Origin of the sequence: Comamonas trifloxystrobinivorans, from assembly GCF_043359985.1 — a bacterium.
In the GTDB taxonomy this organism is placed as follows: Bacteria; Pseudomonadota; Gammaproteobacteria; order Burkholderiales; family Burkholderiaceae_C; genus Comamonas; species Comamonas trifloxystrobinivorans.
In genome coordinates this window covers 103,482-119,502 of sequence record NZ_JBHZGV010000002.1, presented here as the reverse complement: position 1 = coordinate 119,502, position 16,021 = coordinate 103,482, and the positions used below count along the sequence as shown (strand labels likewise).

Here is a 16,021-nt window from a genome sequence, read left to right as displayed (position 1 = left end):
CGCGCCCAAGACGAGCGGAAAAGCCAGGGCCAAAGCCACCGTTAACGGAGTTGGATTCGAGGAAAGCAATCGGGCAGAGCTTTTGGTGGGAGCAGATGAGGACAAAACGAGGAGTTCTCCTAGGGGTTGGAAGGCAGACCAGGTACATCTGCCTGACCAAAGATAGATAACCCTTATTTATATAGAAAATGTATTAGATGTTTATTGATGAATATCAAGTGTGAATCATCGATATGGATTTTCAATACTTTTGACATTTAGAATGCTCCTCCCGCCGGCTGCTGCCCGCCTCGATCACCACTGTCGAAAGCAAAAAAGCCCGCCACTGATCTCAGTGGCGGGCTTTTTTTGAGGAGCTTTGAGTGCTTTACTTGTGGCTCAGGCGGCGCACGGCCCAATCGCCCAGGCTTTGCACCAATTGCACAAAGATGATCAGGATCACCACCACGGCCAGCATGATGTCGGGCAAGAAGCGCTGGTAGCCGTAACGGATACCCAAGTCGCCCAGGCCGCCGCCACCGATGGCGCCTGCCATGGCCGAGTAGCCGGTCAGCGAGACAAAGCTGATGGTCAGGCCCGCCACAATGCCGGGCAGCGCCTCGGGCAACAGCACTTTCCAGACGATTTGCCACGAGGTGGCACCCATGGCCTGCGCGGCTTCGATCAGGCCGTTGTCCACTTCACGCAGCGAGGTTTCCACCAGGCGGGCGATAAAGGGCGCTGCAGCCAAAGTGAGCGGCACGATGGCAGCGGCCGTACCGATGGACGAGCCGGTGATCAAGCGCGTGAAAGGGATGATGGCCACCAGCAAGATAATGAACGGTGTGGAACGCACGGCATTGACGATCCAGCCGACGATCTTGTTGGCGGGGCCGTTTTGCAAAATACCACCATGGTCCGTCAGGCGCAAAAACACGCCCAGCGGCACGCCGATCAGGGCGCCGGCAATGCCGGAGACGCCCACCATGATGATGGTTTCCCACAGCGAGGTGGCAAACAGCTCCAGCATCATTTCCGAAAAATTCTCAAACATGGTTTAGCTCTTAGCGGGGTTACGCGGCTTGCGCGGCCGTATTGACTTCTTGCACCTGCACGCCCGAGGCACGCAGCGCAGCAATGGCCGCCTGCAGTTGCTGCAGGTCGCCGCTGGCGTAGACGGCCAGGAAGCCGAAGGTCTGGTCTTGGATTTCGTCGACCTGGCCATTAAGGATGCTGACATCCAGACCAAAGTCGCGGATCAGGCGCGAGAGGATGGGCTGGTAAGCCTGGTTGCCCGCATAAGACAGGCGCAGCAGCTTGCCGTGGCCGGCGGTGAGCGCGTCGTTGAGCGTGCGTACACGCTCAATCACGCTGGCCGGCAGCTCTTGTGGCACGATCTCGTCGATCAGGCTCTTGGTGATGGGTTGCTGGGGGCGGGTGAAGACGTCGATCACCGAGCCCTCTTCCACCACCTTGCCCGCTTCCATGACGGCTACACGATCGGCAATTTGCTTGATTACCTGCATCTGGTGCGTGATGAGCACCACAGTAAGACCCATCTCTTTGTTGATCTGTTTGAGCAGAGCCAACACTGAGCGGGTGGTTTCCGGGTCGAGCGCCGACGTGGCCTCATCGCTCAACAGCACCTTGGGTTCGCTCGCCAAAGCGCGGGCGATGCCGACACGTTGCTTCTGGCCGCCCGAGAGCTGGGCCGGGTAGCGGTCTTTCAAGGCTGAGAGGCCCACCAGATCGAGCAGCGGATCGACCCGCTTTTTGATGCTCGCTTTGTCAATGCCTGCCAGCTCCAGCGGCAGAGCGGCGTTGTCAAACACGGTGCGCGAGGACAGCAGGTTGAAGTGCTGGAACACCATGCCGATTTCGCGGCGTGCGGCACGCAGCTCGGCATCTTTCATGGCCGTCAGATCGCGGCCATTGACAATGACCTGCCCCGTGGTGGGACGATTCAACAGGTTGATATTGCGCACCAGCGAGCTTTTGCCAGCGCCGCTGCGGCCGATGATGCCAAACACCTCGCCCGCAGCGATGCTCAGGTCGATGCCGCGCAGTGCCTGTACCGGGCCATTTTTGCCCGGATAGGTTTGGGTGATACCCCGAAGTTCAATCATGGGAATAAAGAAAGCGCCCGGCTTGCATCACCGGGCGCTCGAGAAAACCGTGAATAGAGGTACTGTACGCGATGCGACAGCACCCACCAACGAATGAAATTTTAGTTCGTTACAACTGCCAGTTATTTCAGTAGGTCTTTTTGACCCGCGCTCGAAGCGGCCTGCTCCGCGCTCTCCGCACGCAGCACCTGCTGCACGGCGGCGGCCACGGCATCGCGGATGCTGGTGTCGATTTCGAGTTGCAGCGAAGACTGTAACAGCGCCGTCTGCTGCTCTACCACCTTGAGCACGGCGGAAGTGAGGCGCTCGTCCAGTGTTTCCTGCACGCGGCGCAGCACCCGGCGGGTGATGGCCTCTTCCAAAGCTTGTGCGGTTGCAGCTGCACTGGCCACCAGACTGGCCGTGGCCGCTTGCATGGCAGCATCGCTGCTGGCGCCTTCTACTGGCGCTACGTGCAAAGCCGGAGCACGCACGCCCTGCTCCACCGCAGCTGGTGCATGGGAAACCACTGGCGTGACCGGCGCAATGCTTGTGATTGGTGCGATTGGTGCGATCGGCTCGGGCAGCACCACGGGCGGCGGCAGGTCAGGCAGTTGGTCGGTATCTACCTGGAATTGCCTGGGGTCCAGCTCCTCGGCAGCGCGCAGCGGCAGAGCCGTGCTTTCCGGCACGGCCTGCGCCCAACCACTGGACGTGGGCAGGCTGGCAATTTCCGCATCGCTGGGCATGGCCTCCAGCGCCGCACTGTCCAAGCCACGGCGCAAACGGAATACCTCGATCGGTGCAGGCTCGCTGGCCGGAAAGGACTCAGCGCGGCTTTCTGTCTCAAGCTGCTTTGGCGCCGGTGCCTGCACGCTGGGCGCAGGCGGCATCAGGGAGTCGTCAAAGACCGGCTCCATCTCTTGCGCCGCCACTTCGGTCAGCGTGGGCACAAATTTGGGTGGGGTGCGGGGCTCAGTCATCGCTCTTCATCACCAGATCGTGGCGTTCAATCGCGTAGCCTTGGGCGGTGTAGGCGCGCCAGCGTTGGCGCGCCTGCTGGCGGTCTGCCTCGTCGTCGGCGCTGACCACCTCAATCACCCGCTCGAAGCGGGCAAAGTCCGGCGGCATCTGGCTCGACAGATTCAGCAGCACACGCGTATGCGGCAAGGCCGGCGGCAGATCATCAGCCAGCACGGTGGGCGATCGCTGCAGCACCGCAGGCTCGGCCTGCAGCGTGCAGTGCGCCAAGAACTGCGTCTCACCACCAAACGACCACAGCGCAGTGTCCAGCTCGGCCACGGTAGCCGGCTCGGCCAGCACCACCAGAGGCATTTGCATGCGCTGCAGCTTGCGCGCCAACTTGCAAGCGTAAGCCAGCTTGTTGGGGGCGTTGAAGTGGAAGGCGACAGCAGTCGATTCACTCATGCTTGGCCCGCTTTATTCGGATTTGAGCGACTTGTTGGCGACGACTACAGGTGTCTCGTCTTGCACCGGCGCTTTGGCTGCCTTGTCCGCCTTGGTCTTGCTGGTTTTATCCGCCTTGGCTGCTTTTTCTGCCTTCTCGGCCTTGGCTGCTTTTTCTGCCTTCTCGGCCTTGGCCGGCTTGCTGCTGCCCGCGGTAGCCAGCAGATAGTTCAGCAACAAGGGCACGGGGCGGCCGGTTGCACCTTTTTTGGCGCCGCTTTTCCAGGCCGTGCCAGCAATATCCAGGTGCGCCCAAGGCGTGTTGCCCACAAAGCGCTGCAAGAACTTGGCAGCCGTGATGGCACCACCGGGGCGGCCAGCCACATTGGCGACGTCGGCAAAATTCGTTTTCAGGCCTTCGGCGTACTCGTCATCGAGCGGCATGCGCCAGCAGCCGTCCAGCGCCTGCTCACCCGCATTTTGCAGAGCCTGCGCCAGCGCGTCGTTGTTCGAGAACAGGCCGCTACGCTGGCCGCCCAAAGCAATGACGCAAGCGCCGGTGAGTGTGGCTATGTCGATGATGGCTGCGGGCTCAAAGCGCTCGGCATAGTGCAGCGCATCGCACAGCACCAGGCGGCCTTCGGCGTCGGTGTTCAAAATCTCGATGGTCTGACCGCTCATGCTGGTGACCACGTCGCCCGGCTTGACGGCGCTGCCGTCGGGCATGTTCTCGCAAGCGGGGATCAGGCCGACCACGTTGATCTCGGGCTTGAGCTCGGCCAAAGCGCGGAAGCTGCCCAGCACGCTGGCTGCGCCGCCCATGTCGAACTTCATCTCGTCCATGTCGCCCGCAGGCTTGATGGAAATGCCGCCGGTGTCAAACGTGATGCCCTTGCCCACCAGCACCACAGGCGCAACCGATTTGTCAGCACCGTTGTAGTGCAGCTCAATAAAGCGCAGCGGCTGGCTCGAACCCTGGGCCACGGCGATGAAAGCACCCATACCTAGCTTGGCCACATCCTCGGGCTTGTGGATTTTGCATTTGATGCGCTTGTTGCCTTCGGCCAGCGCCTCAGCGGCATCGGCCAGCATTTTGGGCGTGGCGTGGTTGCCGGGGCGGTTGGCCCATTCACGGGCAAAGCCTACACCGATGGCGGTGGCCTGCGCCACCGCAAAAGCGCCCGACAGCTCGGCTGCATTGGGCGCACCCACGGTGATGGAGGCCAGCGACGCCGCTTTGGCCGACGGTTTGGTGGCCGTGTATTGGTAGCTCAGATCACCCAGGCACTGCACCAGTGCATCAAGCGCGGACGCAGACAGTTTGCTGGCCGATACCAGAGTGACCTGCTTGATGCCTTCGCGGTTGAGCTGCGCGGCCACACCCGACAAGGCCTGGCGCACCGACTTGGCCGATGCATCGCCCACGCCCAGCAGCAGCAAATGCCGAGCCTGGATGGCGGGCACCGCGTACATGGCCAGCGACTTGCCGGTTTTTGCCTCAAAATCACCACTTTTTTGCGCATGCGCCACAAGGGTGGACAATGCGTCACTGGCCTTGGGGGCGTTGTCCGCCACCAGGGCTACCAACAGATCGCCAGGCTGCAATGCGGCCGAGGCCAGATCCAGAGTCTTGAGTTCAAAGTTCATAATCGGTGCTTTCCTTGTCGCCAATGTTATTCGATTCTTCGATCCGTAAAGAGTTATCCCGCAGCTTTGGTGCCACCTTGGTGGTGCTGGTCACCGTGGTGATGACGATGATGCTCATCAAAGTGCTGGGCCAGGCCTCGCGCGGCAGCGTCAACCCCTCCGACGTGATGCTGGTCATGGGTTATACCGTGTTGGGGCAGCTGCCGACCATTTTGAGCCTGTGCCTTTTTATCGCGGTGGTTGCCACGCTCTCGCGCATGTACCGCGACAGCGAGATGGCGGTCTGGTTCAGCAGCGGCCAAAGCCTGATGAGCTTTTTGCGCCCGCTGATGCGTTTTTCCTGGCCAGTGATGGTGGTGATCGCGGTGCTGGCCCTGGTGGTCTGGCCCTGGGCTAATCAGCAGATCGTGCAACTGCGCGCCCAGTACGAGCAGCGCGGCGACATCGACCGCATTGCACCAGGCGAGTTCCAGGAGTCGTCAGACGGCTCGCGCGTGTTCTTCATCGACCGCGAGCGTGCCTCGGACACCGAAGCCAGCAATGTCTTCATCGTGACCAATGAAGAGAAAAAAGACACGGTCACCAGCGCCAAGAGCGCGCACCTGGAGGTCAAGGACAACGCCAAGATGGCAGTGCTCAACGACGGCCAGCGTGTTGAAAAAAACAAGGCCGAGGACAAGGGTGGCCTGAAAGTCAGCGATTTTCAAGAGTACGGCACGCGCATCGGCAAGGCTGCTGCCATTGACTTGAACGACCCCAACGCGGTCAAAAACATTCCCACGCAACAGCTGATGGTCAGCGATCAGCCGCGCCACAAAGGCGAGCTGGGTTGGCGCCTGGGCCTGGCGGTAGCGGCCATCAACTTTGTGGTGCTGGGCCTGGCCATGGCCAGCGTCAACCCGCGCGCGGGCCGCAGCAGCAGCTTGCTGTTTGCACTGTTCGCCTTTGTCGTCTACTACAACATGATGACTTTCTCGCAAAGCTGGGTTGCCTCGGGCAAGGTGCAGCTGTGGACTTCGTTCTTCCTGATCCACGGCATTGCCGCGTTGATCGCCTGGGGCCTGCTCCAAAGCCGCAGCCACCAGTTCTCACTGTGGCATTGGCTGCGCAGCAAAGGGAGCCGCGCATGAAAACCTTCCGCAAAATGATTTACCGCGACATCGTCACCTCGGTGGGCTATGTCACGCTGGCCTTTTTGGCGCTGTTCTTCTTTTTCGACATGGTTGACGAGTTCCGCTGGATCGGCACCGGCACCTACGAGCTCAAGCACGCGGTGATGAGCGTGATGCTCAACATCCCCAGCCACGTGTATGAGCTGCTGCCGATCACGGTGCTGATCGGCACCATTTTTGTGATGGCGCGCATGGCGCAAAGCTCGGAATTCACGATTTTGCGCACCAGCGGCCTGAGCCCCTGGAAAGCCCTGGGCACCTTGCTGAGCATTGGTGCGGCTTTTGTCATGCTCACCTTCGCGATTGGCGACTACGTAGCCCCGGCCAGCGACCAGGCTAGCCAGCTGCTGCGCGCCCAGCGCTTTGGCCAGCTGAGCACCGGTCGCACCGGCGCCTGGCTGCGCGAAACGCGCGAAGACGGCATGGTGGCTGTCAACGTGCGCGCCATCAGCCCTGGTGGCGATCTGCAGCGCGTGCGCATTTTCAGCTTCGACGACCAGGGTCGCATCCGCAACCAGATCACCGCCGCTGGCGGCAACGTAGTCAATGGCGCCTGGCAATTGCACCATGTGCAGGAGCAGCGCTATTTTCTGAACGACGAGAGCAAGGCCCGCGTTGAGGTGAAAAACCTCGAAGAGCTGTCCTGGCCCACCTCGGTCACACGCAACATGGTCTCGGCCGCCGTGCTCAAGCCCGACCAGATGAGCACCTACGACCTGTTCCAGTACGTCAGCCACCTCAAAGCCAACAGCCAGTCGGCGCAAAGCTACGAGATCGAGCTGTGGCGCAAGGTGTTCTACCCGATCAGCTGTCTGGTGATGGTAGTGCTCGCCCTGCCCTTTGCCTACCTGCACTTCCGCTCAGGCGGCATCACCGGCTACGTATTTGGTGGCGTGATGGCTGGCATCAGCTTCTTCCTGCTCAACAACGTGTTCGGCTTTGCCGGCAACCTGCAGCACTGGCACCCGGTGCTGACGGCTGCGGCACCTTCGATCATCTATTCGCTGCTCTCGCTGGGCGCGTTCAGCTGGTTGGTGCTGCGGCGTTAGCGGCAGCGTACAAACACATCAAGGCGCTTCGGCGCCTTTTTCGTTTCAGACGTATCAGCTTTTTTCCACCGAGCCCAGCGACTGCGCCATGGTGCGGATCAGGTCGGTTTGCGTCACCATACCAACGAGCTTGCCCTGCGTGTTGACCACGGGCAAGTGGCGCAGGTGGCCGTGGCTGAACACCTCGATCAGGCCTACCACACGGTCGTGCGTTTGCACACGGGCGACATCGGTGGTCATCAGGTCGCCCACCACGACTTCGCTCTTTTTCTTGCGCAGCACCAGGGATTTGAGCTTGTTGCCCCAGCTCACCGGTGTTACTTCCAGGGCCTGCTCCAGCAAGTCGGTGGAGGTGATGATGCCCACCACCTGCAGTTGCTCGGTCACCACCGGCAAGGCTTTGACCTTGCGCTCTTGCATGCGCTCCCAGGCTTGCTGCACCGGCATATCGGGCGTGGCCACAAACACAGGGCTCACCATGATGTCTTCGCAGCGCAGGTTGCCCAGCGTACGCTTGAAAGCAGCTTGGCTGGCTCCACGCAGCAAGGCTTCCAGGTCTGCTCGGCTCACGTCCAGCACGCCATTGAACTGGGCGAGCGCAGCATCCAGATCGCCGCCTTCGATATGCATGCTGCTGGCTGCGCTAGCGCCCGGCTTTTGGCTGTGTTGCGGCGCCGGGTAGCGCTTGCCGCTGGCGCGGTTGTAGAGCGTGGCCAAAACCAGCAGCAACACCAGATTGGCTGCTACCGGGTAGAGCAAGACCTGCAGATCCAGCTCGCGCTCCAGCGCCATCCACATGGCCAGCGCTGCGCCAGGCGGGTGCAGGCAGCGCAGCACCACCATCACCATGACCGCCAGGCCCACAGCCAGCGCTGCGGCACTGACCGAGTCTTCCAGCACCAAGGTAGCTGCCCAGCCTGCCACACCCGAGAGCACGCTGCCCACCAGCACCGGCCAGGGTTGCGCCATGGGGCTGGACGGCGTGCAGATCAGCAGCATGGCGCTGGCGCCCATGGCGGCAAACAGCCAAGGCGCATGGTGCGCCTGGCCCCACCAGCGACTGAGCAAACCGGTCAGCAGCAAAATCAGCGCCACGCCCAGCACCATGCGCAAGAGCTCTTTGCCGTCAACCCGCGCCGACGGCGGCAGAAAATTGCGCAGCCAATGGCGGGCGCGCTCGGCCCGGCCAGTGGAATTTTCGGTACGGGTTGGCGGTAATTCAGGCATGCAGCAATGCAAGGGCAAATAAGGCAATGGCGCCATCATAAGCAGCATGGCGACAGTTTGCCGGCTGGCGGGCCGCGTTGCAGTGCAGCAATGTGTCGGCAATCCGCTCTTTTGCGTGCTTTTCGCTGCCCGATCGCGCCGGGCATGTCATGGCGCTGACACAGTGTCTATAGAATCCATGTTTTACGGAAAACGGACCACCATGCGCGATCGACTTGCAGTTTTGCCCCAATACCTGCTGCCCAAGAAGTGGCTCACCGCAGCAGCGGGCAAGCTGGCGTCGGCGCAACTGGGCGGCGCCACCACCTCGTTCATTCGCTGGTTTGTCGGCAAATACCAGGTGAACATGGACGAAGCAGCGCAGCCCGATATTGCGCATTACCGCAGCTTCAACGAGTTTTTCACACGCCAGTTGCGCGCCGGCGTGCGGCCGCAAGCCAAGGCCGATCTGGTGTGCCCGGTGGACGGCGCCATCAGCCAGTGCGGAGCCATTGAGCAAGACCAGATCTTCCAGGCCAAGGGCCACAACTACAGCACCACAGCCTTGGTGGGTGGCGATGCCGAGCTGGCGGCCAAGTTCAACAATGGCCAGTTCGCCACCATTTACCTCAGCCCGCGCGATTACCACCGCATCCACATGCCACTGCGGGGCAAGCTGCAAAAAATGGTCTATGTACCGGGCGATCTGTTCTCGGTGAATCCGCTCACCGCGCGCGGCGTGCCTGGGCTGTTTGCGCGCAACGAGCGCGTAGTCTGCGTGTTTGAGACGCGCATTGGCCCGGTGGTCATGGTGCTGGTGGGTGCCACCATTGTTGGCAGCATGTACACCACCTGGCACGGCCAGGTGAACCCGCCGCGCTCGCGCAAGCCCCGCCACTGGGATTACCAGACCCAGCCCATCGTGCTGGAGCAAGGCGACGAGATGGGCCGCTTTCTGCTCGGCTCGACCGTGGTGTTGTTGCTGCCGCCGGGCAAAACGCAGTTTGCCGCCGATTGGGTGGCCGCCAAGCCCGTGCGCCTGGGCGAAAACATGGGCAACTTCCCGCTGTAAGGTCTCTAGCGCCGCCGGCTAAGCCTGCTCCGGCAAAGGCAGCAACTGCAGTCGGCTTGTAAAAGCGTGCTGCACGCCGCTCACCGGGTCGACAAAACCCAGCTCTTTGGCCAATAGCTGCAAAGGGCGCGAGAAATCGCCTTCCGGCGGATCATTCACTTCCGGGTAGAAAGCATCGTTGCGGATGGCTATGCCCAGCGCCGCCATATGCACGCGCAATTGGTGGCGCTTGCCACTGATGGGCTGCAAGCTGTAACGCGCCCAGTGGCCGTTGCTCTCCACCACATCCATCAGCGTGTGGCTGTTCGGTGCGCCAGACACTTCGTGCATCAGAAAAAAGCGCTGGCTCTCTTCCATGCGGCTGTGGTGCTCGCGCGGAAACTCCAGCCCGGCACGCATTGGCGCCACCGCCTCGTATCGCTTGTGCATGGCGCGATCGCGGAACAAAGCCTGATAAACGCCCCGCGTCGCAGCGTCTTTGGACAGCAGCACCAAGCCTGCCGTATCGCGGTCAATGCGGTGCAAAGGCGACAAAGCAGCATTGCCGGTAGCCAGCTTCAAACGCACCAGCAATGAGTTCTGCACGTATTTGCCCGTTGGCAATACGGGCAGGAAGTGCGGTTTGTCGACCAGCAGCAAGCGCTCGTCCTCGTACAACACCTGGGCTTCAAACGGGATCGGGGTTTCACTCTCCAGCGTACGCCAGTAATAAACGCGCTGGCCGGGCACAAAGCGCTGGTCGGCACGCAAGGGTTGGCGCTGCGCATCCACCACAGCGCCAGCGTCCATGCGCGCCTGCCAATCGGCGCGGGCTACCAGCGGCAGGCGCTCGGCCAGGTAATCGAGCAGCCAGCCATCGCCCTGGCTGGGCAAGACCACGCAACTGGGGCTGACGCCGTCGCGCATCCAGGTATGCGGCTCGCCAAGCGCCGCGTTTGCATGCAAATCCATATCGGCGTGGATTGTAGTGAGGCAGCAATGCCAGCATTGCACGCTTGGCCGTCAGGGGCTTGGCGCCAAGGCACAATAGCGCGACTTTTTGCCCAGCCCTAACCACTTACTCCGATCCATGAGCAGCAGCCTGCCCTCCAACTCCAATGCCGCGCTAACGCCGGTCCGCGCCGAAGAGCGCGTCTTCAACGGCATGCACCTGGCCTCGCTCTGGTTCAGCCTGGGCGTGGGCCTGTTGGTGATGCAAATCGGCGCTTATCTGATGCCGGCCCTGTCGCCACAACAAGCGCTGCTGGCGATTGTGGGAGGCTCCATCGTCGGGGCAGGATTGCTGGCCTGGGTAGCCAAGCTTGGCTGCGACACCGGTTTGTCCAGCGCCGGCCTGATCCACCAGGTGTATGGTCGCCACTTCGCCAAGCTGCCGGTGCTGCTGAACATTGTGCAATTGCTAGGCTGGGGCGCTTTTGAGCTGGTGGTAATGCGCGATTCCACCGTCGCCATTGGCCGCCAGGCTGGCAGCATGCAAGCCGAATACTGGCCTTGGCTGGCGACCATTTTGTGGGGCGCTTTGCTGGTGGTGCTGATGCTCGGCTCCATGGTGCACCTGGTGCGCAAGCTGATTTCGCGCATTGCCCTGCCGCTGGTGGTGCTGTCGCTGCTGTGGCTGAGTTGGCAATTTGTCGGCATGGCGCACAACCAGGGCCTGGCCGCTTTGTGGAGCCGCGAAGGCGCAGGCGGCATGGGCGTCATGCCAGCGCTGGACCTGGTGGTAGCCATGCCCATCTCCTGGCTGCCGCTGGTGGCCGACTATTCGCGCTACGGCAAAAACGGCCGCTCTGCCATGGCGGGCACTTGGCTGGGTTTTGGCATTGCCAACGTGTGGTGCTATGCGCTGGGTGTATTGGTGGCGCTGGTGTTACCCAGCAAAGACCTGGTGGCGGCGCTGCTGCTGGCACAAGGCGGCCTGATCGCGCTGTCTTTGGTGCTGCTCGATGAGGTGGACAACGCCTACGGCGACGCTTACTCGGGCGCCGTGTCTGCACACAGCCTGTCACCCAACTGGAGCGTGCGCGCCTGGGGCCTGGCCATCGCCGTGGCCTGCACCTTGCTCGCCATGGTGTTGCCGATGCACAGCCTGGAGCCGTTTTTGCTGATTCTCAGCTCAGTCTTTGTACCTTTGTTTGGCGTGATTCTGGGCCGCTTGGCTTTTGGCGGCTTCCGCTTGCCAGTAGCACAAGCCAATGTCCACGCCCTGCCCGTCGCGCTGTGGCTGGGCGGTATTGCGCTGTACCACGCGCTGGCAACCTGGGCACCTGTTGCCGGCTCGGCGATTCCTACCTTGTTGGTGACTTTTGTGCTGGCGTTTGCCACGCGGGCCAAGCCCCAGGCTTGACGGCCCCAGCTCTGAGCGGCAGATAGGGCTGCCACTGCAGGACTTCAGCTTTCCTCGTCGAACAGCGAAGCTTCAAAGCTGGTGTTGACAAAGCCTTTGGTGGATTCGAGCAGCGCCGCAATCATTTGAGCGCTTGCCTTGGCCGCGCCGCGGTGCGATTGGGCAAATACCAGCGCTGCATCGCGCATGCGCTTTTGCAGGGCGCTATCGCAGGCAATGGCCACGGCCTGCTGCAGGCCTTGCGCCATATCGGCCACGCGCACGGCGGCACCGGCTTCGGCGCTGCTGTCGGCGGCTTGCGCAAAGTTGAAGGTGTGCGGCCCCATGACCACCGGACAACCGCAGGCGGCGGCCTCGATCAGGTTTTGCCCGCCCAAGGGGGCATAGCTGCCGCCCAGCAAAGCCACATCGGCCATGCCGTAGTACAGCTGCATTTCGCCCATGCTGTCGCCCAGCCAAATATCGGCCGGCTCGGGCTCAGCCTGCCATTGGCTGCGCCGTGACACACTCAGGCCGCTGGCGGAGAGCAGCGCTTGCACTTCGTCAAAACGCTGCGGGTGGCGCGGCACCAGCAGCCACTGCACGGACGACGCAGCATCGCCAGCTTGTTGCCGCCATTGCTCCAAAGCCTGCAGCCACAGCGCTTCTTCGCCCTCGCGGCTGCTGGCCAGCAAGACCACAGGTTTGCTGCTTTGTTGGCGCCAAACCTGGCCTTGGGCCAGTTGCGCAGCGTCAGGCTGCACATCGAATTTCAGGTTGCCCAGCACAGCCGCCACGGGCGCGCCCACGCTGCGCAGGCGCTCGGCATCGGCATAGGTCTGGGCGATCACGCTGGACAGGCTTTGGTACGCCGGCCGGGCCAGCCAGGCCAAACGCTGGGCGCCACGCAGCGATTTTTCATTCAACCGCGCATTGGCCAGCACCAGTGGCACCTGCGCTTTGCGGCAGCCGGCCACCAGGCCAGGCCACATCTCGGTTTCCATCAAGATGCCGATCGCCGGCCGGAAATGGCGCAGAAAAGCGCGTACGGCCGCCGCATCGTCCCAAGGCTGCCACACCTGAATATCGCCGGGCAGCAGCAGCTTTTGCCCTTCGGCGCGGCCGGTGGCCGTGCCATTGGTCAGCAACAGGCGTACGGCAGGAATTTGCTCGCGCAGCTCGCGCAGCAAGATCGCAACCGCGCGGGTTTCGCCCAGCGATACCGCGTGGATCCACACCAGCGGCATGTCGGCCAGGCTTTGGTAAGGCGGCAGATCGCTGTAGTTGCCAAAGCGCTGCTCCACCGCTTCGGCGTAGCCGGGCTCGTTTTGCGCACGGCGCGCCAGCTTGCGCCGCACCAAGGGCCGCGCCAACCGCGCAGCCAGTGAATACAAGCCCAGGACCAGCCCCATCAGCCGTGCTCAGTGCGCCGCGCTGCCAACCACGGCGTCGGGCTTGACCTTGAGCAGCAGCGCCTTCATCTCGTTCTGGATGCGGTGCAGCGCCGCCTGGGTGTGGCCTTCAAAACGCAACACCAGCACAGGCGTGGTGTTGCTGGCACGGATCAGGCCAAAACCATCGGGCCAATCCACGCGAAGGCCGTCGATGGTGTTGATCTGCGCCGGTTCGCTGAAAACCGAAGGCGCCATGGCTTGCAGCTCGGCGGTGAGCTTGTGCGGCTCGCCCTCCTCACAGGCCACATTCAGCTCAGGCGTGCTGTAGCTGGTGGGCAAGGCGTTGAGTACGGCGCTGGGGTTCTGAGCGCGGCTCAAAATTTCGAGCAGGCGGCAGCCGGCGTAAGTGCCATCGTCAAAACCAAACCAGCGCTCTTTAAAGAAGATGTGGCCGCTCATCTCGCCGCCCAGTGGCGCATTGGTTTCGCGCATGCGGGCCTTGATGAGCGAGTGGCCGGTCTTGAACATCACCGGCTTGCCGCCAGCGGCCTCAATGGCCGGAGCCAGGCGCTGCGAGCATTTCACGTCGTAGACAATCTCGCCGCCGGGCACGCGCGAGAGCACGTCTTGCGCGAACAGCATCATCTGGCGGTCGGGGAAAATGTTCTGCCCGTCCTTGGTGACGATGCCCAGGCGATCGCCGTCGCCGTCAAAGGCCAGGCCCAGCTCGGCATCGCCGCTTTGCAGGGCTTCGATCAGGTCTTTCAGGTTTTCGGGCTTGCTCGGGTCCGGGTGGTGGTTGGGGAAATTGCCGTCCACTTCGGAGAACAGCTCGGTCACCTCGCAACCCAGCGCGCGGAAGATGCCAGGTGCTGTAGCGCCGGCAATGCCGTTGCCGCTGTCCACCACAATCTTCATCGGACGGGCCAGCTTCACATCGCCCACAATGCGCTCCACGTAGGCCTGGGTGACATCGGCTTGGCGCACTTTGCCGCCGCCTTGCATGCGCCAGGCTTCTTTTTCCATGATTTGGCGCAGCTTCTGAATCTCGTCGCCATAAATGGCGCGGCCGGCCAGCACCATCTTGAAGCCGTTGTAATCCTTGGGGTTGTGGCTGCCGGTGATCTGGATACCGCTGTGGCACAGCGTATTGGCCGCAAAGTACAGCATGGGCGTGGTCACGCGGCCAATGTCGATGACTTCGATACCCGCATCCACCAAGCCCTGGATCAGCGCGCGGCTCAGCTCGTCGCCGGACAGACGGCCATCGCGCCCCACGGCCACCACCATTTCGCCTGCGGCCAGGGCTTGCTGGCCAAACGCACGGCCCAGTTTCAGCGCTACGGACTCATTCAAGGTGCTCGGCACAATGCCGCGGATGTCATAGGCTTTGAAGATCGACGGAGAAATCGGCACAGTGAAACCTTTGCGATAGCTGGAGCAGCAAGGCGCTGGCATGCCAGGCGCGCACCGCGCCCGCAGCGCGCTGCGAAACGCGCTATTGTAGGCACGGCTGGCAGGCGCCAAAGCTCGCTGCGCCTGTGCGACAGGGCCTTGCCCTGAAATTTTCTCTGTTTTTATTACAGAAATCCAACGCACAGGCAAGCGCATGCAGCTATCACAACAATAGCAACACAGCGCGCATCAATTCAGCGCAAGAATCTCAGCAATCGGCCGAGGCAGTCCGTTTAGCATGGCACACCACTTATGAAAACAGCCATGGCTTCCACCTCCACTTCCGCCGCCGTTCACAGCGCCTCTGCCTCATCTAACCTGCGTTGGTTGCCCGAATTTGTCTTGTTGGCCGTGCTCTGGGGTGCTTCGTTTCTCTTCATGCGCCTGGGCGCGGCGCAGTTTGGCCCGGTGCCCACGGCTGGCCTGCGTGTCACCCTGGCAGCGCTGTTTTTGCTGCCGGTGATGGTGCTGCGCGGCGAATGGCCGGCCTTGCGCCAACACTGGAAGCCGGTGCTTTTCTCCGGTCTCATCAACTCGGCCATTCCTTTTGCTCTGTTTGCTTATGCCGTGGTGCACATGCCCACCGGCATGGCTTCGGTCTTGAATGCTGCAGCGCCTCTGTTTGGCGCCGTGGTGGCCTGGCTTTGGCTGGGCGACCGCATTACCCGGCTGCGCGCCATTGGCTTGCTGATGGGTTTTGCCGGCGTGGCCCTGCTCGCCTTGCACGACAAACCGGCCAGCAGCACCGGCAGCAGTGATTGGGCCGCTTACACCGCCATTGGCGCTTGTTTGTGCGCATCGCTGAGCTACGGCATTGCGGCCAGCTTTGCCAAACGCTATCTGGTGGGCGTGCCGCCTTTGGCCACTGCGACCGGCAGCATGATCGGCGCAAGCCTGGCCTTGTTGGTGCCTACCGTAGCCCTGTGGCCGGCCCAAACGCCGGGCGCGGGCTCTTGGTGGGCAGTGGCGGCTTTGGCGCTGCTGTGTACCAGCGTGGCTTATATCTTGTACTTCCGCATCATCCAAAACGCGGGCCCGAGTCGCGCCATTGCGGTCACCTTTCTGGCTCCGGTTTTCGCCCTGCTCTACGGCAACTGGTTCCTGAGCGAGCCGATTACCGCGTGGATGCTGGGCTGCGGCGTCATCATTGTGGGCGGCACCATGTTGTCGACCGGGCTGATCGGCGCCAAGCGCCCGTAAAACGCAACAAGC

The 16,021-nt window shown here is 62.1% G+C and carries 14 protein-coding genes; 5 read left to right on the top strand and 9 right to left on the bottom strand.

Annotation, left to right across the window (positions count from 1 at the left end; genetic code table 11):
• Window positions 1-367: 367 nt before the first annotated feature.
• From ACFIQF_RS02275 to ACFIQF_RS02255, 5 genes are all read right to left on the bottom strand, one after another.
• Window positions 368-1,033 (bottom strand): methionine ABC transporter permease, encoded by a 666-nt coding sequence (locus ACFIQF_RS02275; protein ID WP_393939693.1) that lies wholly within the window; start codon window positions 1,031-1,033, stop codon window positions 368-370.
• Window positions 1,034-1,052: 19 nt separating this feature from the next.
• A complete protein-coding gene (locus tag ACFIQF_RS02270; RefSeq protein WP_393939691.1) occupies window positions 1,053-2,105 on the bottom strand; it encodes a methionine ABC transporter ATP-binding protein in 1,053 nt (350 codons plus the stop codon).
• 122 nt (window positions 2,106-2,227) lie between these two features.
• The gene (locus tag ACFIQF_RS02265) at window positions 2,228-3,067 is read right to left on the bottom strand and encodes a hypothetical protein (RefSeq protein ID WP_393939689.1); all 840 of its coding nucleotides are present in this window, start codon (window positions 3,065-3,067) and stop codon (window positions 2,228-2,230) included.
• Entirely contained in the window at window positions 3,060-3,512 is a 453-nt protein-coding gene (locus ACFIQF_RS02260; RefSeq protein ID WP_393939687.1) for a DNA polymerase III subunit chi, read from the bottom strand. Before ACFIQF_RS02260 ends, ACFIQF_RS02265 begins: the two co-directional genes overlap by 8 nt.
• A gap of 12 nt (window positions 3,513-3,524) precedes the next feature.
• Window positions 3,525-5,138 carry a leucyl aminopeptidase gene (locus ACFIQF_RS02255; protein ID WP_393939685.1) on the bottom strand — a complete coding sequence of 538 codons (1,614 nt, stop codon included), beginning with the start codon at window positions 5,136-5,138 and terminating at the stop codon, window positions 3,525-3,527.
• 23 nt (window positions 5,139-5,161) lie between these two features.
• On the opposite strand from ACFIQF_RS02255, the gene lptF reads away from it, so the two are divergent.
• Together lptF and lptG are read left to right on the top strand one after the other, a co-directional pair.
• Window positions 5,162-6,268, top strand: coding sequence for an LPS export ABC transporter permease LptF (lptF, locus tag ACFIQF_RS02250; RefSeq protein ID WP_393939684.1), 1,107 nt, complete (start codon window positions 5,162-5,164; stop codon window positions 6,266-6,268).
• Window positions 6,265-7,359, top strand: a complete 1,095-nt coding sequence (lptG, locus tag ACFIQF_RS02245; RefSeq protein ID WP_393939682.1) for an LPS export ABC transporter permease LptG — start codon at window positions 6,265-6,267, stop codon at window positions 7,357-7,359. The genes lptF and lptG overlap by 4 nt, the downstream gene beginning before the upstream one ends.
• A 54-nt stretch (window positions 7,360-7,413) precedes the next feature.
• Here the strand turns inward: lptG and ACFIQF_RS02240 are convergent, their stop codons facing one another.
• Complete coding sequence (locus ACFIQF_RS02240; protein WP_393939680.1) at window positions 7,414-8,586, bottom strand: HPP family protein; 1,173 nt, start codon at window positions 8,584-8,586, stop codon at window positions 7,414-7,416.
• 202 nt (window positions 8,587-8,788) lie between these two features.
• Between ACFIQF_RS02240 and asd the strand changes: the two genes are divergently transcribed.
• Window positions 8,789-9,637, top strand: coding sequence for an archaetidylserine decarboxylase (gene asd, locus ACFIQF_RS02235; protein ID WP_393939679.1), 849 nt, complete (start codon window positions 8,789-8,791; stop codon window positions 9,635-9,637).
• Between the two features lie 18 nt (window positions 9,638-9,655).
• Here asd and ACFIQF_RS02230 read toward each other — a convergent pair whose 3' ends face one another.
• A complete protein-coding gene (locus ACFIQF_RS02230) occupies window positions 9,656-10,588 on the bottom strand; it encodes a pseudouridine synthase (RefSeq protein ID WP_393939677.1) in 933 nt (310 codons plus the stop codon).
• Between the two features lie 118 nt (window positions 10,589-10,706).
• Between ACFIQF_RS02230 and ACFIQF_RS02225 the strand changes: the two genes are divergently transcribed.
• Complete coding sequence (locus ACFIQF_RS02225; protein ID WP_393939675.1) at window positions 10,707-11,981, top strand: purine-cytosine permease family protein; 1,275 nt, start codon at window positions 10,707-10,709, stop codon at window positions 11,979-11,981.
• A gap of 44 nt (window positions 11,982-12,025) precedes the next feature.
• On the opposite strand, the gene ACFIQF_RS02220 is transcribed toward ACFIQF_RS02225, so the two are convergent.
• Together ACFIQF_RS02220 and ACFIQF_RS02215 are read right to left on the bottom strand one after the other, a co-directional pair.
• The gene (locus ACFIQF_RS02220) at window positions 12,026-13,372 is read right to left on the bottom strand and encodes a 3-deoxy-D-manno-octulosonic acid transferase (RefSeq protein WP_393939673.1); all 1,347 of its coding nucleotides are present in this window, start codon (window positions 13,370-13,372) and stop codon (window positions 12,026-12,028) included.
• 9 nt (window positions 13,373-13,381) lie between these two features.
• Window positions 13,382-14,812: a phosphomannomutase/phosphoglucomutase gene (locus tag ACFIQF_RS02215; RefSeq protein ID WP_393939671.1), complete on the bottom strand. Its 1,431-nt coding sequence runs from the start codon at window positions 14,810-14,812 to the stop codon at window positions 13,382-13,384.
• Window positions 14,813-15,073: 261 nt separating this feature from the next.
• Here ACFIQF_RS02215 and ACFIQF_RS02210 point away from each other — a divergent pair, with 261 nt between their 5' ends.
• Complete coding sequence (locus tag ACFIQF_RS02210; protein ID WP_393939670.1) at window positions 15,074-16,009, top strand: DMT family transporter; 936 nt, start codon at window positions 15,074-15,076, stop codon at window positions 16,007-16,009.
• Window positions 16,010-16,021: the final 12 nt, after the last annotated feature.